21 protein-coding genes, 2 tRNA genes and 1 pseudogene are annotated in these 26,028 nt (G+C 68.7%); 11 read left to right on the forward strand and 13 right to left on the reverse strand.

Features of this window, described 5'->3' with window-relative positions:
* The first annotated feature begins 16 nt into the window (after positions 1-16).
* Positions 17-286, forward strand: a complete 270-nt coding sequence (locus tag EDC36_RS08900; protein WP_132962904.1) for a YfhL family 4Fe-4S dicluster ferredoxin — start codon at positions 17-19, stop codon at positions 284-286.
* 6 nt (positions 287-292) lie between these two features.
* Here the strand turns inward: EDC36_RS08900 and pth are convergent, their stop codons facing one another.
* From pth to EDC36_RS08935, 7 genes are all read right to left on the reverse strand, one after another.
* Positions 293-919, reverse strand: a complete 627-nt coding sequence (gene pth / locus EDC36_RS08905; protein WP_132962905.1) for an aminoacyl-tRNA hydrolase — start codon at positions 917-919, stop codon at positions 293-295.
* A 100-nt stretch (positions 920-1,019) separates the two neighbouring features.
* Positions 1,020-1,646, reverse strand: coding sequence for a 50S ribosomal protein L25/general stress protein Ctc (locus EDC36_RS08910; protein WP_132962906.1), 627 nt, complete (start codon positions 1,644-1,646; stop codon positions 1,020-1,022).
* 93 nt (positions 1,647-1,739) lie between these two features.
* Complete coding sequence (locus EDC36_RS08915; protein ID WP_132962907.1) at positions 1,740-2,735, reverse strand: ribose-phosphate pyrophosphokinase; 996 nt, start codon at positions 2,733-2,735, stop codon at positions 1,740-1,742.
* 28 nt (positions 2,736-2,763) lie between these two features.
* Positions 2,764-2,840 (reverse strand) — tRNA-Gln (locus EDC36_RS08920).
* 92 nt (positions 2,841-2,932) lie between these two features.
* Positions 2,933-3,799, reverse strand: a complete 867-nt coding sequence (locus EDC36_RS08925) for a 4-(cytidine 5'-diphospho)-2-C-methyl-D-erythritol kinase (protein ID WP_132962908.1) — start codon at positions 3,797-3,799, stop codon at positions 2,933-2,935.
* A gap of 15 nt (positions 3,800-3,814) precedes the next feature.
* Complete coding sequence (locus EDC36_RS08930; protein WP_132962909.1) at positions 3,815-4,309, reverse strand: lipoprotein insertase outer membrane protein LolB; 495 nt, start codon at positions 4,307-4,309, stop codon at positions 3,815-3,817.
* Positions 4,306-5,733: a tetratricopeptide repeat protein gene (locus EDC36_RS08935; protein ID WP_132962910.1), complete on the reverse strand. Its 1,428-nt coding sequence runs from the start codon at positions 5,731-5,733 to the stop codon at positions 4,306-4,308. Before EDC36_RS08935 ends, EDC36_RS08930 begins: the two co-directional genes overlap by 4 nt.
* A 21-nt stretch (positions 5,734-5,754) precedes the next feature.
* Between EDC36_RS08935 and mutM the strand changes: the two genes are divergently transcribed.
* Together mutM and mutY are read left to right on the forward strand one after the other, a co-directional pair.
* Entirely contained in the window at positions 5,755-6,564 is an 810-nt protein-coding gene (gene mutM, locus EDC36_RS08940; protein WP_132962911.1) for a bifunctional DNA-formamidopyrimidine glycosylase/DNA-(apurinic or apyrimidinic site) lyase, read from the forward strand.
* Positions 6,561-7,667, forward strand: coding sequence for an A/G-specific adenine glycosylase (gene mutY / locus EDC36_RS08945; RefSeq protein ID WP_132962912.1), 1,107 nt, complete (start codon positions 6,561-6,563; stop codon positions 7,665-7,667). The genes mutM and mutY overlap by 4 nt, the downstream gene beginning before the upstream one ends.
* On the opposite strand, the pseudogene rapZ reads toward mutY, so the two are convergent.
* From rapZ to EDC36_RS08960, 3 genes and pseudogenes are all read right to left on the reverse strand, one after another.
* Positions 7,652-8,515: pseudogene (rapZ, locus tag EDC36_RS08950) on the reverse strand (RNase adapter RapZ); the annotation flags it as partial. The gene mutY and the pseudogene rapZ sit on opposite strands and share 16 nt — an antisense overlap.
* Positions 8,512-10,158 carry a DNA repair protein RecN gene (gene recN, locus EDC36_RS08955; protein ID WP_132962914.1) on the reverse strand — a complete coding sequence of 549 codons (1,647 nt, stop codon included), beginning with the start codon at positions 10,156-10,158 and terminating at the stop codon, positions 8,512-8,514. The pseudogene rapZ and the gene recN, both read right to left, overlap by 4 nt.
* Before the next feature lie 25 nt (positions 10,159-10,183).
* Positions 10,184-11,098, reverse strand: coding sequence for an NAD kinase (locus tag EDC36_RS08960; RefSeq protein WP_132962935.1), 915 nt, complete (start codon positions 11,096-11,098; stop codon positions 10,184-10,186).
* A 45-nt stretch (positions 11,099-11,143) separates the two neighbouring features.
* Here EDC36_RS08960 and hrcA point away from each other — a divergent pair, with 45 nt between their 5' ends.
* From hrcA to EDC36_RS08980, 4 genes are all read left to right on the forward strand, one after another.
* Positions 11,144-12,169 (forward strand): heat-inducible transcriptional repressor HrcA, encoded by a 1,026-nt coding sequence (gene hrcA, locus EDC36_RS08965; RefSeq protein WP_132962936.1) that lies wholly within the window; start codon positions 11,144-11,146, stop codon positions 12,167-12,169.
* A 33-nt stretch (positions 12,170-12,202) separates the two neighbouring features.
* Positions 12,203-12,279: transfer RNA gene (locus EDC36_RS08970), tRNA-Ile, on the forward strand.
* Between the two features lie 375 nt (positions 12,280-12,654).
* Positions 12,655-13,800 carry an ADP-ribosylglycohydrolase family protein gene (locus EDC36_RS08975; protein ID WP_132962915.1) on the forward strand — a complete coding sequence of 382 codons (1,146 nt, stop codon included), beginning with the start codon at positions 12,655-12,657 and terminating at the stop codon, positions 13,798-13,800.
* Positions 13,801-14,040: 240 nt separating this feature from the next.
* Positions 14,041-15,930 carry a GmrSD restriction endonuclease domain-containing protein gene (locus EDC36_RS08980; protein ID WP_132962916.1) on the forward strand — a complete coding sequence of 630 codons (1,890 nt, stop codon included), beginning with the start codon at positions 14,041-14,043 and terminating at the stop codon, positions 15,928-15,930.
* 266 nt (positions 15,931-16,196) lie between these two features.
* Here the strand turns inward: EDC36_RS08980 and miaB are convergent, their stop codons facing one another.
* The 3 genes from miaB to EDC36_RS08995 form a co-directional block, all read right to left on the reverse strand.
* Positions 16,197-17,525 (reverse strand): tRNA (N6-isopentenyl adenosine(37)-C2)-methylthiotransferase MiaB, encoded by a 1,329-nt coding sequence (gene miaB / locus EDC36_RS08985; protein ID WP_132962917.1) that lies wholly within the window; start codon positions 17,523-17,525, stop codon positions 16,197-16,199.
* A gap of 109 nt (positions 17,526-17,634) precedes the next feature.
* Positions 17,635-20,340, reverse strand: a complete 2,706-nt coding sequence (locus EDC36_RS08990; RefSeq protein WP_132962918.1) for a cation-translocating P-type ATPase — start codon at positions 20,338-20,340, stop codon at positions 17,635-17,637.
* A gap of 69 nt (positions 20,341-20,409) precedes the next feature.
* Positions 20,410-21,942, reverse strand: coding sequence for a CYTH and CHAD domain-containing protein (locus tag EDC36_RS08995; RefSeq protein ID WP_132962919.1), 1,533 nt, complete (start codon positions 21,940-21,942; stop codon positions 20,410-20,412).
* Between the two features lie 44 nt (positions 21,943-21,986).
* On the opposite strand from EDC36_RS08995, the gene argB reads away from it, so the two are divergent.
* The 4 genes from argB to EDC36_RS09015 all read left to right on the forward strand — a co-directional run bounded on the left by argB (position 21,987) and on the right by EDC36_RS09015 (position 26,002).
* Entirely contained in the window at positions 21,987-22,889 is a 903-nt protein-coding gene (gene argB, locus EDC36_RS09000; RefSeq protein WP_132962920.1) for an acetylglutamate kinase, read from the forward strand.
* 118 nt (positions 22,890-23,007) lie between these two features.
* A complete protein-coding gene (locus EDC36_RS09005) occupies positions 23,008-23,679 on the forward strand; it encodes a TetR/AcrR family transcriptional regulator (RefSeq protein WP_132962921.1) in 672 nt (223 codons plus the stop codon).
* Between the two features lie 39 nt (positions 23,680-23,718).
* Positions 23,719-25,527, forward strand: coding sequence for an acyl-CoA dehydrogenase C-terminal domain-containing protein (locus EDC36_RS09010; RefSeq protein WP_132962922.1), 1,809 nt, complete (start codon positions 23,719-23,721; stop codon positions 25,525-25,527).
* Between the two features lie 28 nt (positions 25,528-25,555).
* Complete coding sequence (locus EDC36_RS09015) at positions 25,556-26,002, forward strand: DUF2147 domain-containing protein (RefSeq protein WP_390617001.1); 447 nt, start codon at positions 25,556-25,558, stop codon at positions 26,000-26,002.
* Positions 26,003-26,028 lie beyond the last annotated feature (26 nt).

The raw sequence follows: 26,028 nt of genomic DNA on the forward strand, positions 1-26,028 counted from the left end.
GCAGCGGGAGGACCCCATGGCCCTGATGATCACCGACGAGTGCATCAACTGCGACGTCTGCGAACCCGAATGCCCCAACCAGGCCATCTCGATGGGCGAGGACCACTACGTCATCGACCCGCAGCGCTGCACCGAGTGCGTGGGGCACTTCGACGAGCCGCAGTGCGTGCAGGTGTGCCCGGTGAGCTGCATCCCGGTCAACCCGGCCCACGTCGAGAGCCGCGAAACCCTGTGGCAAAAATACCGCCGGCTGCAGGCCGCCAAAGCGACCGTTGGCGGGGGGTGACGTTGATCACCCCGGCGTGCTGCCGGGCGCCTGGGGCGGGCGCGGCGGTTTGGGGCGCGGCGGCTGTGTGGTGTGGATGAGGCTGGTGGCCCTGGCCACGTCGCCGGCCAGCAGCAGCGGCAGGGCGTGGGCGGCGCGGTCGATGGCCGCGTCGATGGCCTGGCGCTGCTCCTGTGGCGGCTTGCGCAGCACCCAGTGCACCACCTCGGCTTTGACCCCGGGGTGGCCGATGCCCAGACGCAGCCGCCAATGGTCGGCGCTGCCCAGTTGCGCGTGGATGTCGCGCAGCCCGTTGTGGCCGGCGTGGCCGCCACCGCGCTTGAGCCGGGCGTCGCCGGGCGGCAGGTCCAGCTCGTCGTGGGCGACCAGGATCTCGTGCGGTGCGATTTTGAAAAACCGCGCCAGTGCCGCCACCGCCTGGCCGCTGCGGTTCATGTAGGTGGTGGGTTTGAGCAACCACAACGGTTGCCCTTGCACCTGGGTGCGCCCGACCAGGCCAAAGTAGCTGCGCTCGGGGTGCAGCGTCACGCGCAGGTCGGCGGCCACGCGGTCCAGCCACCACCAGCCCGCGTTGTGGCGCGTGTCCTCGTACTCCGGGCCGGGGTTGCCCAGGCCCACCAACAGCTTGAACATGGCGGCGCGGCTCCAGTGCGGCGACGATGTCGATCCGACAACCCGATCCTGCAACACAAAGGCCCGCACGGGGCGGGCCTTGGCTGCGCAGGGGGCAGGGTTATTTCTTGCCCTTCTTGCCCTTCTTGTCGTCGGCCGGTGCGGCGGTCGGGGCGGCCACCACTTCCTCGACCGGCTCCACCACGGTGGCGATGGTCGGGTTGGGCTTGCCGTGCGTGACGACCTTGACCCCAGGGGCCAGCTTCAGGTCGCTGACGTGCAGGCTCTGGCCCTTGTGCAGGTTGCCCAGGTCGACCTCGATGAAGTCGGGCAGCTGGGTGGCCAGGCATTCGATTTCGAGCTCGGTGGCCACGTGGTTGATCAGGCACTTGTCGGCCTTGACCGCGGGCGAGTTCTCCGCGTTGACAAAGTGCAGCGGCACCTTCTTGCGCAGGCGGGTGTTTTCGTCCACGCGCTGGAAGTCCACGTGCAACACCTGCGGCTTGAACGGGTGGTATTGCACGGCACGCAGCACGACCTTGGTGGTCTGGCCGCCCAGCTCCATCTCCAGGATGGAGGTGTGGAAAGCTTCCTTTTGCACCGCTTGCCACAGGGCGTTGTGGTCCAGCTCGATGGCTTGCGGCTCGGCGTTGCCACCGTAGACGATGCCGGGCACCTTGCCGGCGCGGCGCAGGCGGCGGCTCGCACCCGTACCTTGCGCTTGACGCTCGAAAGCGACGAATTTCATGCTTGCACTCCAACGTTGAACGGGGCGGCCGCGACCAGCGCGCCCCAGGCTTGAAACGGCGCAGCCGCACGCGACCGCGCCCCGAAAACACACTCAACCGGCCGAAACGGCGGCCTCCATCTCGGCAAACAGGTTCATCACCGACTCGCCGCTGGCGATGCGCGCGATCGTCTCACCGATCAGCGGCGCGACGCTGAGCTGGCGGATCTTGCCGCACGCGCGCGCCGCTTCGCTCAGCGGAATGGTGTTGGTCACCACCAGCTCGTCCAGGGCGTCGCCTTTGGCCACGCGCTCCACCGCCGGCCCGGACAGGATCGGGTGGGTGACGTAGGCAAACACCTTGGCCGCGCCGCGCGCCTTGAGCACCTCGGCCGCTTTGACCAGGGTGCCGGCGGTGTCCACCATGTCGTCCATGATGACGCAGTGGCGCCCCTCGATGTCACCGATGACGTGCATCACTTCCGACACGTTGGGCTTGGGGCGGCGCTTGTCGATGATGGCCATGTCGCAGTCGAGCTGCTTGGCCAGCGCGCGCGCGCGCACCACACCGCCCACATCGGGCGACACCACCAGCAGGTTGGGGTAATTCTTTTGCCGCAGGTCGCGCAGCAGCACCGGCGAAGCGTAGATGTTGTCGACCGGGATGTCGAAAAACCCCTGGATCTGGTCGGCGTGCAGGTCCATCGTCAGCACGCGCTCCACGCCCACCACCTGCAGCATGTTGGCCACCACCTTGGCGCTGATCGGCACCCGGCTGGAGCGCGGCCGCCGGTCTTGACGCGCGTAGCCGTAGTACGGGATGACCGCCGAGATGCGCGCGGCCGAAGCGCGCTTGAGCGCATCGACCATGATGACGAGTTCCATCAGGTTCTCGTTGGTCGGCGGGCAAGTGGGTTGGATGATAAAAACGTCGCGCGCGCGTACGTTTTGGCCGATTTCGACGGTGATTTCGCCGTCGGAAAAGCGGCCCACGTGCGCTTGCCCCAGCGTGGTGCCCAGATGCTGGGCGATTTCGGCCGCCAGCACCGGGTTGGCATTGCCGGTGAAAAGCATAAAGTCAGGCGTGTGCGCTGGCGTCGAGCGTTCCATGGTTCAACCGGCAATGGGAAAGAGGATTTGGCAGGGGAGGAAGGATTCGAACCCTCGCATGTCGGAATCAAAATCCGATGCCTTAACCAACTTGGCGACTCCCCTACACAGGTTGACCACTGGCGTGATCAACCTTGGTCGCTGCGCTGCAAAACAGCTTGTGTTTAGCAGCGAGACCTGCATTGTAGCACGGTTTTTTAGGCTTGGGCCAGGGGTAGCTGCGGCAAGGTGCGCCCAATGTGCACGCGCCACCCCGGCGGCCACGTCAGCCCGGCCACGGTGTGCTGCGCGGCGGCGTCGGGCAGCAACACAAAGACGGCGCTGCCTGAGCCGCTCATGCGCGGTTGCAAGCCGGCATCGGCCAGCCGTTGCAGGGCGGCGCCGATGGCCGGGCACGCCCGCACGGCGCTGGCTTGCAGGTCGTTGCCGCCCCCCAACGCGCCGGGCGCGGTGGGCCAGGCGGCTTGCACCTCAGGCCAGGTGGTGCGCGGGGTGTTGCGCGGCAGCGCCGGGTCGCCAAAGATGGCCGCCGTGGCCACGCCCTCGGGCGGCTTGACGACGACGATGGGCTGCGACGGCCACGCCACGGGTGTGACGCGCTCGCCAATGCCTTCCACCCACGCTGGGCCGCTGCCCAAAAAAAACGGCACGTCCGCGCCCAGCGTGGCCGCCAGCGCCGCCAACCGCGTGCGCGGCCAGTGTAGCCCCCACAGACGGTTGAGGGCGATCAGCACGGTGGCGGCGTCGCTGGAGCCGCCGCCCAGGCCCGCTTGCTGCGGGATGCGCTTGTCCAGCACGATGTGGGCGCCCAGCGCGCAGCCGCTGGCGCGCTGCAGCGCGCGTGCAGCGCGCAGGCACAGGTCGTCGGCGGGCAGCGCGTGGTCGCCGCGCAGGTCTTCGCGCGACAGCCCGCCGTCGTCGCGCCGTTCGATGTGCAGCGTGTCGTACCAGTCGATCGGCACAAACAGCGACTGCAGCTCGTGGTAGCCGTCGTCGCGCCGGCCGACGACGTGCAGCATCAGGTTGACTTTGGCGGGGGCGGGCAGGTCGAGCAAGCGGCGCATGCGCGGGCGGTGGTGTCAGGGCGATGGGGTCCAGGTCAGCCGCAGGTCGACCAGCGGTGTGGGGGCGGTGCGCTGCGCGTGCAGGCGCCCCGTGGCGGCGTCGTGGTGGATCCGCGCCCAGCCGGGCGCTTCGGTGGGACGGCCTTGCAGCCAGTCGAACAACGCAGCCAGCGGCAGCGCCGCGCCGGTCAGGGTCTCGGTCAGCACGGCCATGTCGGGGTAGGGTTCGCGCGCGGCGCCGGGGCGTTGCAGCCACGCCCCGCCCGCATCCCAGCCGACGTGGGCCAGCGCCTGCCCCAACGGGCTGCTGAGCAGCAGCTCGCCCGCCTGGGGGTCGCCGCGCAGCTCGAACAGCGCGTTGGCGCGCTGGGGCGGGTCACTGTGCACGGTCAGCGCCAAGCGCCCCGACCAGCGGCGGCCGGCGGCCTCCGGCGGCGGGGGAGGCGGGGTGGCGCAACCGGCCAGCAGCGCCGCCACCCACCCGAGCGCCCGGCGTCGGTCCCCCCTCATAGATCCTGCACGCCCAGGCGCCGCAACGTTTCGACGAGGGCGCGGTTGCGCGCGTCCAGCTCCAGACCCTGCCGCCAGACGCGCCGCGCTTCGTCGCGTTCGCCCAGGGTCCACAGCACTTCGCCCAGGTGGGCGGCGATTTCGGCGTCCGGCTTGAGCTCCATGGCACGTGTCAGCCAGCGCCGCGCTTCGGCCGTGTTGCCCAGGCGAAATTCCACCCAACCGAGGCTGTCGAGGATGTAGCCATCGTTGGGGGCGCGGCGCACCGCTTCCAGGATCAGGGCCTTGGCCTCGTCCAGACGGATGCCGCGCTCGGCCAGCGAGTAGCCCAGCGCGTTGTAGGCGTGCGGGTCCTCGGGCCGACGTTCGATGAGGGCGCGCAGCAGCCGCTCGGCCTCGTCATGGCGGCCCAGGCGCTCGGCGGTCAGCGCCAGCTCGTAGCCGAGGTCGGCATCGTCGGGGGCGCGCTGCGCCGCAGCCGTCAGCGCGTCGTAGGCGGCCGCGACCTGATCGGCGTCGCGCAGCAGGCGCGCGCGCAGCATGGCCACGCGCCGCAGGGTGTCGGGCTGGGTGACGTCGGTGGCGTCCAGCACGGCCAGCGCGGCCGGCAACTCGCCTTGCCGGGCCAGGCGTTGCGCCCAAGCCAGCCGAGCGGTGGGGTCGGCGTCGGGGCGGGCGGCGGTGGCCTCCAAGTGGCGCTGCACCAGCGCCGCCGCCTGCACGGGGGCGTGCGCGGCCAGCTCCACGGCCAGCAGCGCCGCCGCCGCCGACGTGGGGTCGGCCCGCAGCGCTTCGTCGGCAGCCAGCAACGCCTCGGCGTGGCGGCCTGCCTGCAGCAGCACGGCGCCCAGCGACGCTTGCGCGGTGGCGGCGGTGGCCGCATCGCGCAGCGCGTCTTGCAACGCGGTGCGGGCCGCGTCGACCGCGGCGTTGGCGTCCGCCGCGCGGTCCAGCAGCGCCGGCACCGCCGCCACGATGTCGCGTCGGCGCTCGGGGCTGGCAACGCGCAACCACGCCCGCACGGCTGGGCCGAGCTCCGCGGTGCGTTGCAGGCCCGCCAGCAACTGCGTGCGGATGCGGTGCGCGTCGTCGTCGGCGGGGTGCGCCTGGAGCCAGGCGCGCGCCGCGTCCAGCGCGGCGTTGGGGGCACGGCCGCTGAGCGCGATGTCGACCGCGCGCCGGTACAACTGGGGGTGTTGGGTGCGTTTGGCCGCATCCAGCACCAGCGAGTAGGCGGCCCCCGGGTCGTGACGGCGTTGCAGCTCGGCCAGCAGCAACTGGTACAGCAGCTCGGCGTCCATCGCGGCCGGGCTGGCCTGGGCAGGCGTGCCGGGGCTGGGCTGCGTGGGCGCGGCGGCACAGCCGCCCTGGCTCACACCCAACGCCAGCAGCGCAACCAACAACCAGGGACGGCAACGCATCATGCGGGCATCATAATCGACACCATGCCGGAGCTGCCCGAAGTCGAAGTCACCCGTCAGCGCATTGCCCCACCGCTGGTGGGGGCACGCATCGTGGCCGTGCGCCTGGGCGCGCCGCTGCGCTGGCCGCTGGGGGTGGCGCCCGAGCGGCTGCAGGGGCGCATGGTGCAGGCCGTGCAGCGGCGTGGCAAGTACCTGCTGCTGCAACTCGACGCGGGCGTGCTGGTGGTGCACCTGGGCATGTCGGGCTCGCTGACGTGGTGGCCGCAGGCGCCGGCGCCGGGGCCGCACGACCATGCGGACATCGTGACCGACCGGGGCACCCTGCGCTTGCACGACCCGCGCCGCTTTGGCGCCGTGTTGTACGCCGAAGGCGAGCACGACGCCCGCTTGCGCAAGCTGCTGGATGGCCTGGGGGTGGAGCCGCTGACCGCAGCGTTCACCCCGGCGGTGCTGGCCGCGGGTTTGCGGGGGCGGCGCGCCCCGATCAAACAGGTGCTGCTGGCCGGTGACGTGGTGGTTGGCGTGGGCAACATTTACGCCAGCGAGGCGCTGTTCGTGGCCGGCATACGCCCAACCACCCCCGCGGGCAGGCTGGGGCCCAGGCGCGTGCAGCGACTGCACGCGGCGATCCAGCAGGTGTTGCAGCGTGCCGTCGAGGTGGGCGGCAGTTCGGTGCGGGATTTCCACGTCAACGGCCAGTCCGGGCACTTTCAGAACGAGTTTTGGGTGTACGGCCGCGCCGATCAACCGTGCCGTGTGTGCGGCACCCCGGTGCGGGCGCTGCGGCAAGGTCAACGCTCGAGCTTTTTTTGCCCGCGCTGCCAACGATGACCCCGCCCGAGCCGACCGAGGTGTTTGCCCGCGTGGTGGCATGGCAGCGCCGCGCCGGCCGCCATGGGTTGCCGTGGCAGGGCACGCGCGACCCGTACCGCGTCTGGTTGTCCGAAATCATGCTGCAGCAGACCCAGGTGGCCACGGTGCTGCGCTACTACGAGCGGTTTGTGACCCGCTTTGCCAATGTGCAGGCGCTGGCCGCCGCACCGCTGGACGAGGTGTTGGCGGCCTGGAGCGGGCTGGGCTACTACCGCCGCGCCCGTTTGCTGCACCGGTGCGCGCAGGTGGTGGTGCAGCAGCACGGGGGGCGGTTTCCCTGTGACTTTGCCACGCTGCGCACCTTGCCCGGGATTGGGGATTCGACCGCGGCGGCGATCGCGGCGTTTTGCGCCGGCGAGCGCGTGTCCATTTTGGATGGCAACGTGCGCCGGGTGTTGATGCGGCTGTGGGCCGATGACCGCGACCCGGCCGCGGTGGCCACGCAGCGCGACCTGTGGACGCGCGCGCAGGGGCTGGTGCCGGCCACGGCGACGCCCGCTGACATGGCCGCCTACACCCAGGGGTTGATGGACCTGGGCGCCACCGTCTGCACCCGGCTGCGGCCGCGCTGCGACGCCTGCCCGCTGCTGGATCGGTGCCAAGCGCACCGGGCGGGCACACCCACCGCCTGGCCACGCCCGCGCGCCCGCGCCCCGCGGCGCACCGAGCGATGGTGGTTGTTGTTGCTGCGTCGCGACGACGGCGCGTGTTGGCTGCAACGTCGCGCCAGCGGCGGCATCTGGGGTGGGTTGTGGGCGCCGCCGGTGCTGACCGCGCCGCAGGGCGACCAGGGGCTGCGCGCCTGGCTGCAGCGCGCGGGCCTGACCGCCACCTGGGCGCCGCCCCAGCCGCATGCGCTCACGCACCGCGAGCTTGCGTTGCACTGGGTCGTGGTGCCGTGGACCGACGCTGCGGGCGCGGCGCTGGCGCACGTGCCCGGAGTGCAGGCGGATCAGGGTGCGTGGTGGTCGCCTGCCGAGGCGCTGGCGCTGGGGTTGCCCGCCCCGGTGCGCGGCTGGCTGGCGTCGGCGGCGGTCAGCCGCACGTCCAGCTCGCGGTGACGCCGCAGCACCGGCCAATGCGCGGCGAAGCGCTCGGCCAGCCGCTCGACCACGTAAACGGAGCGGTGCTGGCCCCCGGTGCACCCCACCGCCACGGTGACGTAGCTGCGGTGGTCGCGCAGCAGCGACGGCAGCCAGTGCTGCAAAAAGTCCCCGATGTGCGCCAGCATCGTGGCCACCTGCGGTTCGGCGCTGAGGTACGCGGCCACCGGCGCGTCCAGACCCGTGAGCGCGCGCAGTGGCGGCTCGTAGTGGGGGTTGGGCAGCATGCGCACGTCGAAGACAAAATCGGCGTCCAGCGGCACACCGCGTTTGAACGCAAACGACTCGAACACCAGCGACAAGGTTGTCGGCTGGGGTTTGACGAGCGCGCGTACCTCGCTGCGCAGTTGCGCCGCGCGCAACTGGCTGGTGTCGATGACCAGGGCCCCCTCGCGCAGCTCGGCCAGCAGTTCGCGCTCCAGGTGCAGCGCGTCCAGCAAGGCGCGGCGCTGGTCGGTGCTGCTGCGCACCGACAGCGGGTGCAAGCGCCGCGTTTCGGAGTAGCGGCGCACCAGCACGTCGTCGGTGGCGTCCAGAAACAACACCGTCAACGCCACCCCCTGTCCGCGCAGGGCCTGCAACCGCTGTGGCAGCCCTGGCAGCGACGAGGCGCTGCGCACGTCGATGGCCACGGCCACCTGCTGCGCGCCGTGCGCGCGCTCCACCGCCACAAACGCTTCGAGCAGTTCCGGCGGCAGGTTGTCCACGCAGTAAAAGCCCGCGTCTTCCAGCGCGTGCAGCGCCACCGACTTGCCCGAGCCGGACATGCCGGTGATCAGCACCAGTTGCAGTGTGGCGGTGGTCATGCTTGCAGCAGCTCCTGCGCGTGGGCCAGGGCGGCGGCCGAATCGTGCCCCCCCAGCATGCGCGCGATTTCGCGTGTGCGCGCCGGCGCATCCAGCGGGGTGACGGTGCTGACAGTGACGCCGTCCTGCGTGATCTTGGCGACGTGCAGGTGGTGGTGCGCACGCGCCGCCACCTGGGGCAGGTGGGTCACGGCCAGCACCTGCCGCTGGCTGCCCAGCTCACGCATCAGCCGCCCCACCGTGTGGGCGACGCTGCCGCCGATGCCGCTGTCGATTTCGTCGAAGATGAGGGTGGGCGCTTCGCCCAGGGCGCTGGTGACCACCGCGATGGCCAGCGCCAGCCGCGACAGCTCGCCACCCGAGGCCACTTTGGCCACCGGCCGCGGCGTGGCGCCGGCGTGGCCGGCCACCAGCAGTTCCACCCGCTCCAGTCCGTGGGGGCCAGGCTCGCCCAGCGGCTCGAGGCGAACCTCGAAGCGCGCGCCCTCCATGCCGAGGGTGGGCAGCAGCGCTTGGACCGCCTGGGTCAACTGCTGCGCCGCAGGGGCGCGCTGCGCGGACACCGCCTGGGCTGCCGCTTGGTAGGCCTGGCGCGCCTGGGCCGCGCGCGCGGCCAGCGCGTCCAGGTCAGCCGCTTCGTCCAACGCGCGCAGCTGCTGGCGCCACTGCGCCCAGCGCGCCGGCAACTCCGCGGGCGGGCAGCGGTGGCGGCGCGCCAGCGCCATCCAGCGCCCCAGCCGTTCGTCCAGCCGCGCCAGCGCGTCGGGGTCGAGTTCGATGTGGCCAAGCACCTGCTGCAACTCGTGGCAGGCATCGTCCAGGTGGGCCTGGGCCGACTGCAACACGGCGGCGATGTCACCGAAGCGCGGCTCGATGTGCGCCTGCGCCTGCAGCGCCCCGATGGCCTGCGCCACCAGGCGCGCGGCGCTGAGCTCGCGTCCGTCCAAAGCCTCCAGCGCCTGACCGGCGGCGTCCAGCAGCGCCTGGGCGTGCGCCAGCCGCGCGTGTTGGCGGTTGAGCTCGTCCCACTCGTCTTCGCCGGGCGCCAGCCGCGCCACCTCTTCGATCAGCCACTGCAGCCGCTCGCGCTCTTGCTGGGCGCTGCTTTGCTGACGTTGTGCCGCCTGCAGCGCATCGTCGGCGGCACGCCACGCGTCCCACGCGGCGCGCAGCGGCGCGGTGTCCACGCGCCCGTAACCGTCCAGCAACGCCCGCACGGCGTCGGGGCGGGTCAGGCTTTGCCACGCGTGCTGGCCATGGATGTCCACCAGCCACTCACCCAGCGCGCGCAGCTGGGCCGCGGTGGCGGGGCTGCCGTTGATCCAGGCGCGGCTGCGCCCTTGGGTGTCCACCACGCGGCGCAGCAGCAGCGGCTCGCCGTCGTCGCCCCCCAGGCCCTGCTCGGTCAGCCAGGCGCGCGCCGCCGCCGGGGCGTCGAATTCCCCGGCCACCTCGGCACGCGCGGCGCCTTCGCGCACGCAGCCGGCGTCCGCACGCCCCCCCAGCAGCAGCTGCAGCGCATCGATCAGGATCGATTTGCCCGCGCCCGTCTCGCCCGTCAGCGCCGTGAAGCCCGTCCCCAGCTCCAGGTCCAGCTCACGCACGATGACAAAATCCCGCAGCGCCAGCCGCAGCCAGCTCATGCCGTGCCTCCTTGCCGATGCGTGTTCACGCCACCACCCCTTCGTTCCAGTGCAGCTTGCCGCGCAGGGTGTCGAAGTAGTTCCAGCCCACAGGGTGCAGCAGCCGCAAGGTGTGCACCGAGCGGCGCACCACGATGCGGTCGCCGGCCAGCAGGCTGGTGAAGGTTTGCATGTCGAAGTGCGCGCTGGGCTCGCGCGCCGCCACCACCTCGATGGCGATTTCGCTGCTGGCCGGCAGCACCACCGGGCGGTTGGACAGCGTGTGGGGCGCGATCGGCACCATCACCCAGCCGTCGATACCCGGGTGCAGCAGCGGCCCGCCCGCCGACAGGGCGTAGGCGGTGGAGCCGGTGGGCGAGGCGATGATGAGCCCGTCGGCGCGCATGTTGGCCACGAAGCGGCCGTCCACCTCGACGCGCAGCTCCACCATGCTGGGCGCGCCGCCACGGTTGACGACCACGTCGTTCATCGCGATGGTCTCGAACGCGCAATGGCCGTCACGCCACACGCCCGCCGCCAGCAGCGCGCGACGCTCTTCGACGAACGCCCCATGCAACATGGGGCGCAGCACCGTCTCGAAGCCCTCGAACGCAATGTCGGTGATGAAGCCCAGCCGTCCTTGGTTGATGCCGATCAGCGGCACACCCCATGGCCCCAACTGCCGGCCGATGCCCAGCATCGTGCCATCGCCGCCCACCACCAACGCCAGTTGGCAGTGCTGTCCGATGCCCTGCACGTCGAGCACGCGGTCGCCCAGCGCCCCCACATGCTGCGCCGTGTCACGCTCCAGCGTGACCTCACAGCCCTGCGCGTGCAAAAAGTCCACCACCCGCGCCAACACCGCGCCGCTGCCGGCGGCGTTGGGTTTGCCCACCAGCGCCACATGCTCGAAGCACAGCGCCGACTCGGCCGGGGCAGGGGGTGGGCTGGGCGAAACCATACGATTCATGCTCAAATTACAACATGTCTTGCTGACCGTACCATGATGTTGGACGAGCGCTCAAAACTGTTGCTCAAAGCGTTGGTGGAACGCTACATCGCCGAGGGCCAACCGGTGGGCTCGCGCACGCTGTCCAAGGCGGCGGGGCTGGACCTGTCGCCGGCAACGATCCGCAACGTCATGAGCGACTTGGAAGAGCTGGGTCTGGTGACAAGCCCGCACACCTCGGCCGGCCGCATCCCCACGCCGCGCGGTTACCGTTATTTCGTCGACACCATGCTGACGGTGCGGCGTGCCGAGCTGTCGGCGCTGCAGGGGCTGCCCGGCGCCGAGACGTTGGTGGCCGACCAGCCCCGCCAGGTCATCAACCAGGCGGCGCAGTTGCTGTCGCAACTGTCGCATTTTGTGGGCGTGGTGCGTGTGCCCAAGCGGGCGGTGGTGTTTCGCCACATCGAGTTTTTGCGTCTGTCGGAGCGGCGCGTGCTGGTGATCCTGGTCACGCCCGAGGGCGAGGTGCAAAACCGCATCCTGCACCCCAGCGCCGAAATCACGCAGGACCAGCTGCAGGCCGCGGCCAACTACCTCAACGCCCACTGCGCGGGGCTGACGCTGGACGCCGTGCGCGAGCGCCTGCGCGGCGAGGTCGAAGCGCTGCGCGGCGAGATCGCGGCGCTGATGGTGCGCGCCGTCGAGGCCAGCTCCGAAGATGCGCAGCAGGACGACGTCGTCATTGCGGGTGAGCGCAACCTGCTGGAGGTGGACGACTTTGCGCGTGACATGGACAACCTGCGCCGGCTGTTTGGCCTGTTCGAGCAAAAGACGCACATCATGCGGCTGCTCGACATCTCGGCGCAGGCCGACGGGGTGCGCATCTTCATTGGCGGCGAAAGCCAGGTCGTGCCGTACGAAGAGCTGTCGGTGGTCAGCGCCCCGTTCGAAGTCGACGGCCAGGTGGTCGGCACGCTGGGCGTCATCGGCCCGCAGCGCATGCCCTACGAGCGCATGATCCAAATCGTCGACATCACCGCCAAGCTCGTCGGCCAGGCGCTGGGGCAGACCCGCGGGGAGTGACCCCCCGAGGCAGCCTACAATCGCGCCTGCGGTGGGCCGTTAGCTCAGTCGGTTAGAGCAGGGGACTCATAATCCCTTGGTCGCAGGTTCGAGCCCTGCACGGCCTACCATCGCGCGCCAGTCTCCATCTCGTGATGGCCACGCCCAGCCAGTAATTTTATTAGGCGGGCGCTTTTCGGCTGTGCGGTACCTGGTTTGACGTCGGTCGCTTCCTGCAGCGCGTAGCGCTTGCTCTGCGAGCGCAAAGTTTGCTCGCTGACGCGGTACGTGTTGGCGCCTTCGGCCACGGGGAATGGGCCGCCTGTCGCGGGATCTCAACCATCTGCGTTTCAGTGAATCTGAACTTGGCGCTCAGACTCCTCTCCTTGGTCAGGGTCCGCGCTGTCAACTTTGACTGAATCGCCAATCGCCTGGCGGACCAGCTCCGAGCATCCGCTGCTGCAGTAAAATGCGTGCACGTGTCTAAGTTGATAGGGAGGCATGATATGACGATCAAGACCAAAAAAACCAAAGATCCGGCCAGCAAACCACGCTCTCAGGCACGGGTTCCCGATGCTCTGGACCGCTTTCTCGGTTGTTTGCTTGGAGGGGCCGTGGGTGACGCTTTAGGCGCTGCGGTCGAGTTCATAGACAAAGCCCAAATCACCGCCAAGTTTGGGCCAAATGGTATCACCGACTATGCGCCGGCCTTTGGCGGGTTAGGTCGTATCACCGACGACACGCAGATGACATTGTTTACTGCGGAAGGATTGTTGCGGACGTGGGTGCGCGGCTGCATGCGCGGCCTGGCCAGCCACGTGGATGTTACGGCCTATGCCTACCAGCGCTGGCTTTGGACGCAAGGCGAACTAAGGGATTACGATACGTCGGTGTTGAGCGGCTGGCTCGTCACTCAGCCAGCACTTTATGCCCGGCGTGCGCCAGGTGCGACATGTTTGGCAGCCCTGAAGGAGTCGCGCATCGGCGAGGCGGCGCGCAACGACAGCAAGGGGTGCGGGGGTGTGATGCGCGTCGCTCCGGTGGGCTTGTACATGGCCCGAATGGCACATGCCACCTTTGATGATGTCTTTGATATGGCTGTCGAGCTGGCCGGGTTGACGCATGGGCACCCGACAGGGCAGCTGGCCGCTGGCGCATTTGCGGCGCTGGTGTTTGGTTTGGCGCGCGGACAGGGGCTTCAGCAAGCACTGGACGAGGCGCTGAAATTGCTGGCGCGTCACAAGCATCACGACGAAACGCTGCGGGCTTTGCGGGCGGCGGTGGTTCTTGCAGCAAGCGACGTACCTCACGAGCAAGCGATCGGGGAGCTAGGCCAAGGCTGGGTGGCTGAGGAGGCCTTGGCCATTGCCACGTACTGCGCTTTGGTCTCACAAGGCTTTGAGCACGGCGTCGTGCTGGCCGTCAACCATGACGGTGATTCGGACTCCACGGGCTCAATGACCGGTCAACTGCTTGGGGCTCTTTTAGGCGTGACGGCCATTCCCGAGCGGTGGCTGCAGCCATTGGAGTTGCGCGACGTGATCGCCGAAGTGGCGCTGGACCTGTACACGTATCCCGACTGGACTATTGGCGAGTACGCTCCGATAACACCGGAAGCAGCGAAGATTTTGGCCCGTTACCCGGGTTATTGAACACCGCATGCGGTTGCAGTGGTGTGTCAGCCTCGGGCCGGCAGCCGCACCAACCGCTCTCAAACCAGTGTCGCTCCGAATGCCAAAGGTGTCGGTGCAACAAAGGGGTTGCACAGCCTCCGCAAACGCTCAAGATCGCCTTCCAATACGCTCACTGGCAGCGGCGCGCATACATGCCAGCCCTTGGGGCGTGGTGCGAGTGGGTGTTCAGATCCAACTCAAAAACCAAGGAACCCAACCATGGCCGGCTCGACCTTCAAGACCAACCCCATCGATCTGCTCGAACTGCTGGAGGATTGCCACCGTGGCAAGTTGCAGCTGCCGGACTTTCAGCGCAGCTGGGTGTGGGACGAGGATCGCATCAAGAGCCTGATAGCCTCGATCTCGCGTGCCTTTCCCGTAGGCGCATTGATGACGCTGGAAACGGGTGGCGAGGTGAACTTCAAGCCGCGTCCGGTGGAGGGCGCGCCGGCCGAGGCGAAGCATGTGGCGCCGCAATCGCTGTTGCTGGACGGCCAGCAACGCATGACCTCGCTCTATCAGGTGACGCTGCGCGGCAAGGTGGTGGAGACGGTCACGCCAAAAAACAAGAAGGTGAAGCGCTGGTTCTACATCGACATACGCAAGGCGCTGGACCCGACTGTTGACCGAGAGGAGGCCATCGTCGGCGTGCCGGAGGATCGGATCATCCGCACCGACTTCGGCCGCGAAGTGGTTCTTGACCTGTCCACCCCCAAGCAGGAGTACGCGGCGTTGATGTTCCCGCTGACGCAGGTTTTCGACTGGGATCGCTGGCAGGACGGCTTCGACGACCACTGGCGCGGGGAGGAGCACGCCGGCATGCGCGAGACTTTCCGGGCCTTCAAGCGCCAGGTGCTGGAAAACTTCAAGTCCTACCGTGTACCGGTGATTTCGCTGGACCGCTCCACGTCCAAGGAGGCGGTGTGCGTGGTCTTCGAGAAAGTGAATACGGGCGGCAAGCCGCTGGATGCCTTCGAACTCGTCACGGCGATGTATGCGGCGGAAGGCCACGAGCTGCGCAAGGACTGGTATGGCGACGACGAGCACAAGGGCCGGCACCGGCGTTTCGCGGACACGCTGCGCCCGGCGGATTCCGAGGCTGGCATCCTCGCCGGGGTGAGTAACACCGACTTCCTGCAGGCGATTTCGCTGTTCTACACCCGTGAGCGCCGGCGCGAGGCGGAGCTTGCCGGCAAGACGGGCAAGGAGCTGCCGGCTGTGATCGGCAACCGCCAGGCGCTGCTGAATCTTCCGCTGGCTGCATACAAGAAATACGAGAAACAGGTGGAGCACGGTTTCGTGCAGGCGGCGAAGTTTCTGCACATGCTGCACATCTACCGGCTCTTTGATCTGCCCTATCAGTCGCAGATTGTGCCGCTGGCGGCCATCATTGCTGACATTGGGGAGGCGTGGGAACACGAAGCCAACCGAGCCAAGCTGGTGCGCTGGTATTGGAACGGGGTGTTTGGCGAGCTGTACGGCTCGGCGGTGGAGACGCGCATTGCCCGCGATTTCATGGAGGTGCCGCGCTGGCTGCAGGGCGGGCCGGAACCGTCCACGGTGAGCGAAGTCATCTTCCGTGCCGATCGCCTGAGGACCATGCGCATGCGGCTGTCTGCGGCCTACAAGGGCGTGAACGCGCTGCTGATGAAGGAGGGCGCGCAGGATTTCCGCTCCGGGCAAAAGTTCGACCACACCGTGTTCTTCGGCGAGAACGTGGACATCCACCACATCTTCCCGCAGGACTGGTGCAAGAAGCAGGGTATCAAGCCGGCGGTGTACGACTCCATCATCAACAAGACGCCGTTGTCGTACCGCACAAATCGGATCATTGGTGGTGTCGCGCCGTCGGAATACCTGGCCAAGCTGGAGAAGGGAGACAGACAGACCCCGGGTATCGAAAGGGCGCGGCTGGATGCTTACCTCCGCTCGCACCTGATCGATCCGGACATCCTCCGCCGCGATGATTTCGATGCCTTCATGGCGGATCGGCAAATGCGCCTGCTAGGCCTGATCGAGCAGGCGACAGGTAAACCTGCCTACACGGGCGATGTGCCGGAGGAAGGTGTGGACGTCAGCCCCGATGAGGACAACGTCGAGGCGGATTGAATCATCCCGGCTTTTGAGGAGGCCCCGACCCTTGGGTAGATGGAGCTATGGACAAGCCACCGAAGTTCTTGCCCGGGGTCTTCGAGCGTGCCGTGTGCATGGTGCAAGAGCGCCGGGGAAATTACCCCCTGTGGGCGGCGATGGCATCGATTGCCTCCAACTCCAAGCGTGGAGGCGTGCCGCGGACGTCGCTCGAATAGGGGGCAAACGCCGCGAGGTCGATACCGTCCGGCGTGCGTGATTGACCAACAGCAGGTACGGGGCGCTTACACCGCCTCGCGCACCACCACCTCCCCCCGCAGCGAGTGAGGCAAGGCCTGGGTGATGCGCACGTCGATCATCTGACCCACCAGGCGCTGGCCGTTGGGGCCGCCGTCGAAGTTGACGATGCGGTTGCACGCGGTGCGGCCCATGAGCTCGTGCGGGTTTTTCTTCGAGGGGCCTTCGACCAGGATGCGCTGCACGGTGCCGACGCGGCTGGCGCTGATGCGCGCGACATTGGCTTCCAGTGCCTTTTGCAGGGTTTGCAGCCGCTGCAGCTTGACCTCGTGCGGGGTGTCGTCGGGCAGGTTGGCCGCCGGGGTGCCAGGGCGCGGGCTGAAAATGAAGCTGAAGCTGGCGTCGAAGCCGACGTCCTCGACCAGCTTCATCAGCTTGGCAAAGTCCTCGTCCGTCTCGCCGGGGAAGCCGACGATGAAGTCGCTCGAGAGGCTGATGTCGGGCCGCACCGCGCGCAGCTTGCGAACGGTGCTTTTGTACTCCATCGCGGTGTAGCCGCGCTTCATCGCCATCAGGATGCGGTCGCTGCCGTGCTGCACCGGCAGGTGCAGGTGGCTGACCAACTTGGGGATGCGTGCGTAGGCTTCAATGAGGCGTGGCGTGAACTCGTTGGGGTGGCTGGTGGTGTAGCGGATGCGCTCGATGCCGGGGATGTCGGCCACGCATTCCAGCAGCAGCGCAAAGTCCTCGCCCTCGCCGCCGCGCCAGGCGTTGACGTTTTGGCCCAGCAACGTCACTTCCTTGACCCCCTGTTCGGCCAGGCTTGCCACTTCGACCAGCACATCCTCCAGGGGCCGCGACACTTCCTCGCCGCGCGTGTAAGGCACGACGCAGTAGCTGCAGTACTTGCTGCAGCCCTCCATGATGCTGACGAAGGCCGACGCACCCTCGACCCGCGCGGGGGGCAGGTGGTCGAACTTTTCGATTTCGGGGAAGCTGATGTCCACCTGCGGCCGTGCCTGCTGTTGGCGCTGACGCAGCAGCTCGGGCAAGCGGTGCAGCGTTTGCGGGCCAAACACCACGTCCACGTAAGGCGCACGCTTGATGATTTCGTCGCCCTCCTGGCTGGCCACGCAGCCGCCCACACCGATCAGCACGCCTTTTTTCTTCAAGTGCTTGACGCGGCCCAGGTCGGAAAAGACTTTTTCCTGGGCTTTTTCGCGCACGGAGCAGGTGTTGAACAGGATCAGGTCGGCCTGTTCGGGGTCGTCGGTGGGTTCGTAGCCCTCGGCGGCGGCCAGCACATCGGCCATCTTGGCCGAGTCGTACTCGTTCATCTGGCAGCCAAAGGTGCGGATGTAGACTTTTTTGCTCATGGCGGCGCTCGCAGCGGTTCGTGGTGTAGAGCCAGAGGCTGGGCAAACCCGCCATTGTACGCGCCCGTCCGCAGCCATCGCGGGCCGCGCCGTGCTGCCGCGCGCAGTGTCACGGCCGCCAACGGCGCAGCACGGCTTTTTCCAGCTCCAGCACCAGCAGCACCGCCAGCCCCACCGCGGCGCTGATGGCCAGCCACGGCAGCGGCAGATCGGCGCTGCCAAACCAGGTGTGCATGAACGGGGCGTAGGTGAACAGCGCCTGCAGCCCGCATGCCGCGGCCACCGCCGCCAGCACCCGCGGCGTGCCGCGCGCCCCCGCCCACGTGAAGGACGCTGCCTTGAGGTAGCGCACGCTGAAAAGGTAGAAGATTTCCATCGCCACCAGCGTGTTGACCGCCAGCGTCTGCGCCCACGGCGCGGGGTGCCCCGCGTGCAGCGCCCAACCGTAGGTGCCAAAAATGCCGGCGGCGAACAACACCGACACCAGCCCCACCCGCCACAACACAAACGGTGTCAGCATCGGCTCGGACGGCGAGCGGGGCGGGCGGCGCATCACGTCGGGTTCGGTGGGCTCGAACGCCAGCACCATCGCCAGCGCGATCGAGCTGACCATGTTGACCCACAAAATCTGCACCGGTGCGATGGGCAGCGCCAGCCCGAACAGCACAGCCACCAACAGCGACACCGACTCGCCGCCGTTGATCGGCAGCAAAAACGTGATGACCTTGCGCAGGTTGTCGTAAACCGTGCGGCCCTCTTCGACGGCATGGGCGATGGTGGCGAAGTTGTCGTCGGTGAGCACGACGGCCGCGGCCTGTTTGGCGGCTTCGGTGCCGTGGCGGCCCATGGCCACCCCGACGTCGGCGGCTTTGAGGGCGGGCGCGTCGTTGACGCCGTCGCCGGTCATGGCCACGACGTGGCCCTGCCCCTGCAGCGCCCGCACCAGACGCAGCTTGTGGTGTGGCGCCGCACGGGCAAAGACGTCAACCTCGCGCACCGCCTGCTGCAGCGCGCTGTCGTCCATGGCTTCGATGGCTTGGCCCGTCAGCACCGTGGGGCGCTCGCTCAGCCCAAGCTGCGCGGCGATGGCACGCGCCGTGGTGGCGTGGTCACCCGTGATCATGATGACCCGAATGCCCGCAGCACGGCACTGCGCGACGGCGGTCTGCGCCTCGGGGCGCGGTGGGTCGATCAGGCCCACCTGGCCGACCAGCGTGAGGCCATGTTCGGCCAGCGCCTCCGGGGTGAGCGTGCGCCGCGCCGGCCACACCGCGGTGGCGATGGCCAACACGCGCCGGCCTTGGGTGGCTTGGGTTTCGGCGTGCGCCAGCCACGTGTCGGCGTCCAGCGGCGTGGGGTGGCCATCGGCGTCCAGGGCCTGCCGGCACAGCGCCAGCACGGCCTCAGGCGCGCCTTTGACCCACACCCGCACCCGCTCGCCCAGCGGGTGGCCGGTGGCCATCCAGCGGCGCTGCGAGTCGAACGGCAGCACGGCGCACCTGGGTTGTTCCTCGCGCAGTGTGTGCGGCTCCAGGCCGGCTTTCATCGCCAGCGTCAGCAAGGCGCCCTCGGTGGGGTCGCCGCTCAAACGCCAATCGCCGGTCTCGCTGGGCACGAGTTCGGCGTCGTTGCACAGCGCCGCACCCTCGGCCAGTGCCAGCAGGGTGGGCGCTTCGCGCCACAGTTCGGCTGGCTGCAGCACCTGGTCGTCGCGCACCAAAGCCCCCTGCGGCGCGTAACCGCTACCTTGCACCTGCACCACGCCGCCGGCCAGCACCACCGCTTGGACGGTCATTTCGTTGCGTGTCAGTGTGCCGGTTTTGTCCGACCCAATCACGGTGACACAGCCCAGGGTCTCCACCGCCGGCAGGCGGCGCACGATCGCACGGCGCTGCGCCATGCGCTGCACCCCGATGGCCAGCGTCACCGACAAAATGGCCGGCAGTCCCTCGGGGATGGCCGCCACGGCCAGGCCCACCGCCGCCATGAACGTGTCCAACGCTGGCAAGGCGCGCAGCCCCCAGCCAACCCCGAACAGCACGACGGCCGCGGCCAGCACCGCCAGGGTGATCCAGCGGCCCATCTGCGCCATCTGGCGCACCAACGGGGTGGTGGTTTCGCCCACCGACTCCAGCAGCCGGCCGATGCGGCCCATTTCGGTCTGCATGCCGGTGGCCACCACGACCCCGACACCTTGGCCGCGTGTGGCCAGGGTGCCCGCGTAACCCATGCTCGCGCGATCGCCCAGTTCGGCATGGGCAGCCACGGGTTCACGTTGTTTGGGCACCGGCACGGACTCGCCCGTCAGGGCCGATTCGTCAACTTCCAGCTCGTGGGTGCGCAACCAGCGCAGGTCGGCCGGCAGCCGGTCGCCCGCGTTGACCTGCACCACGTCGCCGGGCACCACGTGGGTGGCGTCGATGTCGATCAAGCGCCCATCGCGCCACACCTGGGCGTGGGGCGTCAGCAGCGCACGAATGGCCGCCAGCGCCCGTGCGGCTTTGCCTTCCTGCACCAGGCCGATGCCGATGTTGAGCGCCACCACCGCCAGGATGACCGCCCCATCGATGACATGGCCCAACGCCAGCGTGACCGCGGCCGCCACCAGCAGCACGACGATCAACAGGTTGGCCAGTTGCCGCAGCACCCGCCGCCACCACGGGGTGGGCGGAGCATCCTGCAGCCGGTTGGGGCCATGCTGTTGCAAGCGCGCCACAGCTTCGGCTTGGTGCAAACCATGCGCCTGGGTGCGCAGGTGGGCCAGCACGGCGTCGGGGTCCAGGCTGTGCCAAGGGGGCGGGGGGGCGTTGTCCATGTTGTGAGTGTGGGTATACGCGGTTTCGATGACCGCCGCACCTCAAGGGTTCCCGCGCTGGCGGCGGGTTTACGTGGCGTCCCGAAGGGGGTGCTGGGCGGCGGCCACGCCACGCAGAAAACCCACCAACCCCGGGTGGGCGTGCACGGCGGCCAGCAGCTCGGCCGCGCGCAGCGTGTCGCGCCAGCGGCCGAGCCGCTCTTGCCAGCCCCGCGCGCGGCGCTGCCAGCGCTGGGTTCGCGCCGCCGCTTTGGCCGGCAGCACCGCTGCCGCGGCTTCACTTGCGTAACGCAGACGCTTGGCCAGCAAGCGGGCGGCGTGCAGCGCCTCAATGGCGGCGGCCGCGTCAGCGGGGGGCTGCGCCAAGGCGCGCGCCAGCCGCTTGCGCCACCGTTGCAACCGCTCAAACGCCCACTGGGGCGAGGGCGCTGTGGCCGTGTCGTCGCGCAACTGCACCACCCAGGCCGCCAGCGCCTGCAGCGGCGCCACCGTGGCCGGGTCGGCCAGCTGGGCGCGCAGCGTCTGGCGCTGCACCCGCGCCGCCTGGCGCAGCCGGCGCAGGGCGCGCTGCAGCGTCCGGGCGCGTTGCGGGTGGACAGTCGCGTCTTCCACGTAGGCCGCGGCCCAGGTCGGCATGGTCTCGGTGGCGGCCACGTCCCAGTCGCGCAGCGCCCCCAACGTGTGCAGCAGGGGTTGCAGCGCGGTGGCCTCGGGTGGCGAATCGGGCAACCACGGTCGCACCAGCCGCAACACGCTGCGCCAGCGCCGCCAGCCGACGCGGGCCTGGTGAATCAACTCGGGGTCGTCGCTGCTGGCGGCTGCGGCCAGGTTGTCGCACAACTGCCCCAGCGCGTCGCTGAGCGCCGCGCGCGCCAGCACCATCGGCGCGGCCGACGGCGGCAGCGCCAATGAGCGCGCGCGCACCGGGGCGTGGTGGCTGCCCGCCGCCAGGCGCTGCGCCTGTTCGGCCTTGCTGGCGCGTGCCGGCAGCAGCGGCAACACCTGTCCCAGCGCGGCAGCCACCGACCACAGCGCGTCGGGCGCGCCCTGCAGCAGTTCCAGCTCCAGCTCCAGCAGCGGGGCGCGCCGGCCTGGGGCGCGCAGCTCGCCCACATCCAGGGCGACCTCCACACGCGCGCCGCCGTGCAGATGCAGCGTCCAGGTGGTGCGCCGGCACCGCGTCTCGTACTGCACGCTCAGTTGGTCCCAGGGCGCAGCATCGCCCGCCAGGGTGGCCAGCGGGGTGAGGTCCAAGGCCGCCCGGTTCAGCCGCGGGCGCTTCAGCGGCGTGGTCCACTCGCCCCGCACGCTCAGGGCCGCCTCGCCTTGGCCTGCGGTTTTGAGCGTTTGCTCCCACCGCGGCTGGCCCGTGGGCGTGCGTCCGTCGGTGGCCAGCGTTTGGGTCTGGCGCAGCCGCAGCGCGCAGCGCTGCTCGCGCAGCCAGCCGTCGGGCGTGTCGAGGTAGCGGTTGACCAGCCGCACGTGGGTCATGGCACGGCGCCGCAGCAGCGGGTGGCGGCGCAGCAACGCCAGCGCCCGCTCACCGTCCACGCCGGGCAGTGCGAACTTGAGTTCGATCTCTTGCGGCACAATGACCTCCATGCACGCTGCAAGCGTGGCCCCATCGTAACCCGTGATGCCCTGCCATGAGTCACACGCCCCGTGATCTTTCGCACCTGCAACCGAGCGACCGCGCCGAAGTGCTGGCGCAAGCGTTGCCCTACATCCGCCGCTACCACGGCAAAACCATGGTCATCAAGTACGGCGGCAACGCCATGACCGACCCCGAGCTGCAAGCGGCGTTTGCCGAGGACGTGGTGCTGCTCAAGCTGGTCGGCATCAACCCGGTGGTGGTGCACGGCGGCGGGCCGCAGATCGAAACGCTGCTCAAGCGCCTGGGCAAGGAAGGCCGCTTCGTGCAGGGCATGCGTGTGACCGATGCCGAGACCATGGAGGTGGTCGAGTGGGTGCTGGCCGGCGAGGTGCAGCAAGATATCGTCGGCCTGATCAACCGCGCCGGTGGCAAGGCGGTGGGCCTGACCGGGCGCGACGGCGCGATGATCCGCGCGCGCAAGCTGCGCATGGTGGACCTGAACGACCCCAGCGTCGAGCACGACATTGGGCAGGTGGGCGACATCGTGTCGATCGACCCGTCGGTGGTGCGCGCGCTGCAGGACGATCAGTTCATCCCGGTGGTCAGTCCGATTGGCTTTGGCGAGCGCAACGAGAGCTACAACATCAACGCCGACGTCGTGGCGGCCAAACTGGCCACGGTGCTGCAAGCGGAAAAGCTGCTGATGCTGACCAACATTCGCGGTGTGCTCGACAAGCAAGGCCAGTTGCTGCCGGAGTTGACCCCGCGGCGCGTGGACGAACTGGTGGCCGATGGCACCATCAGTGGCGGCATGATCCCCAAAATCGCCGGCGCGCTGGATGCGGCCAAAAGCGGCGTCAAGGCGGTGCACATCATCGACGGCCGCGTGCCGCACGCCATTTTGCTGGAGGTGTTGGGCGACCAGCCCTTTGGCACGATGATCCGGTCGCATTGACGCCACCCGCAGCGGCGGCGACGGCTGCGACCTAGGGTTTACCCTGATGGTTGGCCGTTGACAGGCGGTGGTTTGCCTCTAGAATAGAACGACCGTTCGTTTTATTTTGGAGGTACGCATGGCCGACACCGCCCAGGCTGAGTCCGCCGACGTCGCGGCGGCAGCGCAGCGTCGGCGTCGCCCGACGCGCGCGCCCCACAAGGGCCAGCAGACCAAGGCGGCCATCGTCGATGCGGCGCTGGCGCTGGCCTCGCAAGTGGGGCTGGAGGGCCTGAGCATCGGCGCCATCGCCGAGCTCATGGGCATGAGCAAGTCGGGCGTGTTCGCCCACTTTGGTTCGCGCGAGGAGTTGCAAATCTCGGTGGTGCGCGAGTACCACGAGCGCTTCGAGCGCGAAGTGTTTCGCCCGGCGCTGGCCGCCCCGCGTGGCTTGCCACGGCTGCGCGCGCTGTTTGACCACTGGATGCGCCAGACCTCGCTGGAGATCGACTCGGGCTGCATCTACATCAGCGGTGCGGTGGAGTTCGACGACCGCCCCGGCGCCGTGCGCGATGCGTTGGTGGCCACCGTCAACACTTGGCAGGCGGCCGTGCGCAAAGCGGTGCAGATGGCTATCGACGAAGGTCATCTGCGCGCCGACGCCGACCCCGCGCAGGTGGCGTTCGAAATCCACGGCCTGATCCTGGCGCTGCATTACGAGGCGCGTTTTCTGCGCAACCCCGACGGCCTGCGCCACGCCCGCACCGGTTTCGACAACCTGATCGCCCGTTACCAGGCGCCGCGCGCCTGAGCCATTCACCCCACATCCGTTTTGTCAAGGAGACCCACGATGCCCCAGTACAACCCGCCCCTGCGCGACATGCAATTCGTGTTGCACGAGGTGTTTCGCGTCGTCGATGCACTCAAGGTGTGCCCGCCGCACGCCGAGGTCGACGCCGACACCATCAACGCCGTGCTGGAAGAGGGTGGCAAGTTCGCCGCCGAGGTGACGTTCCCCCTCAACATCACCGGCGACGCCGAAGGCTGTCGCCTGGACAAATCCACGCACGAGGTCACCACGCCGACCGGCTTCAAGGCCGCGTACGAGCAGTACGTCGCTGGCGGCTGGCCGGCGCTGAGTTGCGACCCGGCTTATGGCGGGCAGGGCTTGCCGTTCGTGGTCAACCAGTGCTTTTACGAAATGCTCAACAGCGCCAACCAGGCCTGGACGATGTACCCGGGTCTGAGCCACGGCGCCTACGAGTGCCTGCACGCCCACGGCACCGAGGAGCAAAAGCGCCTGTACCTGCCCAAGCTGGTCAGCGGCGAGTGGACCGGCACCATGTGCCTGACCGAGCCGCACTGCGGCACCGACCTGGGCTTGCTGCGCACCAAGGCCGAACCGCAACCTGACGGCACCTACAAGCTCACCGGGCAAAAAATCTTCATCAGCGCCGGCGAGCACGACATGGCGTCCAACATCGTGCACCTGGTGCTGGCGCGGCTGCCCGACGCACCGGCGGGCACCAAGGGTATCAGCCTCTTTGTCGTGCCCAAGTACAAGGTCAACCCGGATGGCTCGCTGGGCGAGCGCAACGCCATTTACTGCGGCGGCCTGGAGCACAAGATGGGCATCCACGGCAACGCCACCTGCCAGATGATTCTGGACGGCGCGGTGGGCACGCTCGTGGGCCAGCCCAACAAGGGCCTGCAGGCCATGTTCGTGATGATGAACGCGGCCCGCTTGGGGGTGGGCAACCAATCGGTGGGCCTGACCGAAGTGGCGTTCCAAAACGCCCTGGCCTACGCCAAGGATCGGTTGCAGATGCGCAGCCTCTCGGGCCCCAAGGCCAAAGACAAGCCGGCCGACCCCATCATCGTGCACCCGGACGTGCGCCGCATGCTGCTGACCGCCAAGGCTTACGCCGAAGGCGGCCGTGCGCTGTTGATCTACTGCGCGCTGCTGCTGGACCATGAGCTGCACCACCCCGATGAGCAGGTGCGCAAGGACAGCGCCGAGCTGCTGGCGCTGCTGACCCCGATCGCCAAGGCGTTCTTGACCGACAACGGCTTTGTGGCGGTCAACGAGTGCCTGCAGGTGTTCGGCGGGCACGGCTACATCAAAGAGTGGGGCATGGAGCAGTTCGTGCGCGATGCCCGCATCAACATGATCTACGAAGGCACCAACACGGTGCAGAGCCTGGACCTGCTGGGCCGCAAGGTGCTGGCCAACAACGGCGCCACGCTGAAAAAGTTCGGCAAGTTGGTGCAGGCCCTCATCGAAGAGGAGGGCGTCAACGAGAAGATGAGCGAGTTCATCAACCCGCTGGCGCAGTTGGCCGAGCAAATGACCAAGTTCACCACCGAAATCGGCTTCAAGGCGCTGCAAAACCCTGACGAAGCCGGTGCGGCCGCGGTGCCGTACCTGCGTGTGGCCGGGCACCTGGTGTTTGCGTACTTCTTCGCGCGCATGGCGTCGGCGGCGCTCAAGGCCATCGCCGCGGGCAGCACCGACCCCTTCTACCAAGGCAAGCTGCAAACGGCACGCTTTTACTTCGCGCGGCTGTTCCCCGAGACCGCCACGCTGATGCGTCAAGCCCGCGCGGGGGTGGCCAACCTGATGCAAACCGACGCCGCGCTGGGCGTGGAGGGGATTTGAGGCCAGCCCCACCCTGAGGAGACGACCGATGCACACGACACTGCGCACCCTGATGCCGGCCGCGTTGGCGGCGCTGGTGGCCCTGCCCGCGTGGGCGCAAATGACGCCGGTGGGCCGCTGGCACACCATCGACGACCAGACCAAAGAGGTCAAGAGCGAAGTCCTCATCACCGAGCACGACGGCGTGCTGACCGGCCGCATCGACAAGCTGCTGCGCAAGGGCGCGGACCCCAACCGTCGCTGCACCGAATGCACCGACGACCGCAAGGACCAGCCGATCCTGGGCATGGACATCATCCGCGGCGTGCGCAAGGTGCCCGGCAGAGACGTGTGGGAAGGCGGCAGCATCCTCGACCCCGAAACCGGCAAGACGTACAACGTGCGCCTGACGCCGGTCGAGGGCGGCGCCAAGCTGGAGGTGCGCGGCTCGATCCTGTTCATCGGTCGCACGCAAACCTGGGTGCGCGTGCAATAAAAACAAGCGCGCCCCGTTCAACCAAG

It is taken from the genome of Tepidimonas ignava (genome assembly GCF_004342625.1).
GTDB classification, from domain to species: Bacteria; Pseudomonadota; Gammaproteobacteria; order Burkholderiales; family Burkholderiaceae_C; genus Tepidimonas; species Tepidimonas ignava.

Coding starts and splice junctions, on each gene's coding strand:
- argB (WP_132962920.1), top strand. CDS start 21,987: ATGAGTCACACGCCCCGTGATCTTTCGCACCTGCAACCGAGCGACCGC.
- pth (WP_132962905.1), bottom strand. CDS start 919: ATGTTCAAGCTGTTGGTGGGCCTGGGCAACCCCGGCCCGGAGTACGAG.
- EDC36_RS08995 (WP_132962919.1), bottom strand. CDS start 21,942: ATGGAGGTCATTGTGCCGCAAGAGATCGAACTCAAGTTCGCACTGCCC.
- EDC36_RS08935 (WP_132962910.1), bottom strand. CDS start 5,733: ATGATGCGTTGCCGTCCCTGGTTGTTGGTTGCGCTGCTGGCGTTGGGT.
- EDC36_RS09005 (WP_132962921.1), top strand. CDS start 23,008: ATGGCCGACACCGCCCAGGCTGAGTCCGCCGACGTCGCGGCGGCAGCG.
- EDC36_RS08900 (WP_132962904.1), top strand. CDS start 17: ATGGCCCTGATGATCACCGACGAGTGCATCAACTGCGACGTCTGCGAA.
- EDC36_RS08925 (WP_132962908.1), bottom strand. CDS start 3,799: ATGCGCCGCTTGCTCGACCTGCCCGCCCCCGCCAAAGTCAACCTGATG.
- EDC36_RS08930 (WP_132962909.1), bottom strand. CDS start 4,309: ATGAGGGGGGACCGACGCCGGGCGCTCGGGTGGGTGGCGGCGCTGCTG.
- mutM (WP_132962911.1), top strand. CDS start 5,755: ATGCCGGAGCTGCCCGAAGTCGAAGTCACCCGTCAGCGCATTGCCCCA.
- EDC36_RS08980 (WP_132962916.1), top strand. CDS start 14,041: ATGGCCGGCTCGACCTTCAAGACCAACCCCATCGATCTGCTCGAACTG.
- EDC36_RS08975 (WP_132962915.1), top strand. CDS start 12,655: ATGACGATCAAGACCAAAAAAACCAAAGATCCGGCCAGCAAACCACGC.
- miaB (WP_132962917.1), bottom strand. CDS start 17,525: ATGAGCAAAAAAGTCTACATCCGCACCTTTGGCTGCCAGATGAACGAG.
- EDC36_RS08990 (WP_132962918.1), bottom strand. CDS start 20,340: ATGGACAACGCCCCCCCGCCCCCTTGGCACAGCCTGGACCCCGACGCC.
- EDC36_RS08915 (WP_132962907.1), bottom strand. CDS start 2,735: ATGGAACGCTCGACGCCAGCGCACACGCCTGACTTTATGCTTTTCACC.
- hrcA (WP_132962936.1), top strand. CDS start 11,144: ATGTTGGACGAGCGCTCAAAACTGTTGCTCAAAGCGTTGGTGGAACGC.
- EDC36_RS08910 (WP_132962906.1), bottom strand. CDS start 1,646: ATGAAATTCGTCGCTTTCGAGCGTCAAGCGCAAGGTACGGGTGCGAGC.
- recN (WP_132962914.1), bottom strand. CDS start 10,158: ATGAGCTGGCTGCGGCTGGCGCTGCGGGATTTTGTCATCGTGCGTGAG.
- EDC36_RS09015 (WP_390617001.1), top strand. CDS start 25,556: ATGCACACGACACTGCGCACCCTGATGCCGGCCGCGTTGGCGGCGCTG.
- mutY (WP_132962912.1), top strand. CDS start 6,561: ATGACCCCGCCCGAGCCGACCGAGGTGTTTGCCCGCGTGGTGGCATGG.
- EDC36_RS08960 (WP_132962935.1), bottom strand. CDS start 11,098: ATGGTTTCGCCCAGCCCACCCCCTGCCCCGGCCGAGTCGGCGCTGTGC.
- EDC36_RS09010 (WP_132962922.1), top strand. CDS start 23,719: ATGCCCCAGTACAACCCGCCCCTGCGCGACATGCAATTCGTGTTGCAC.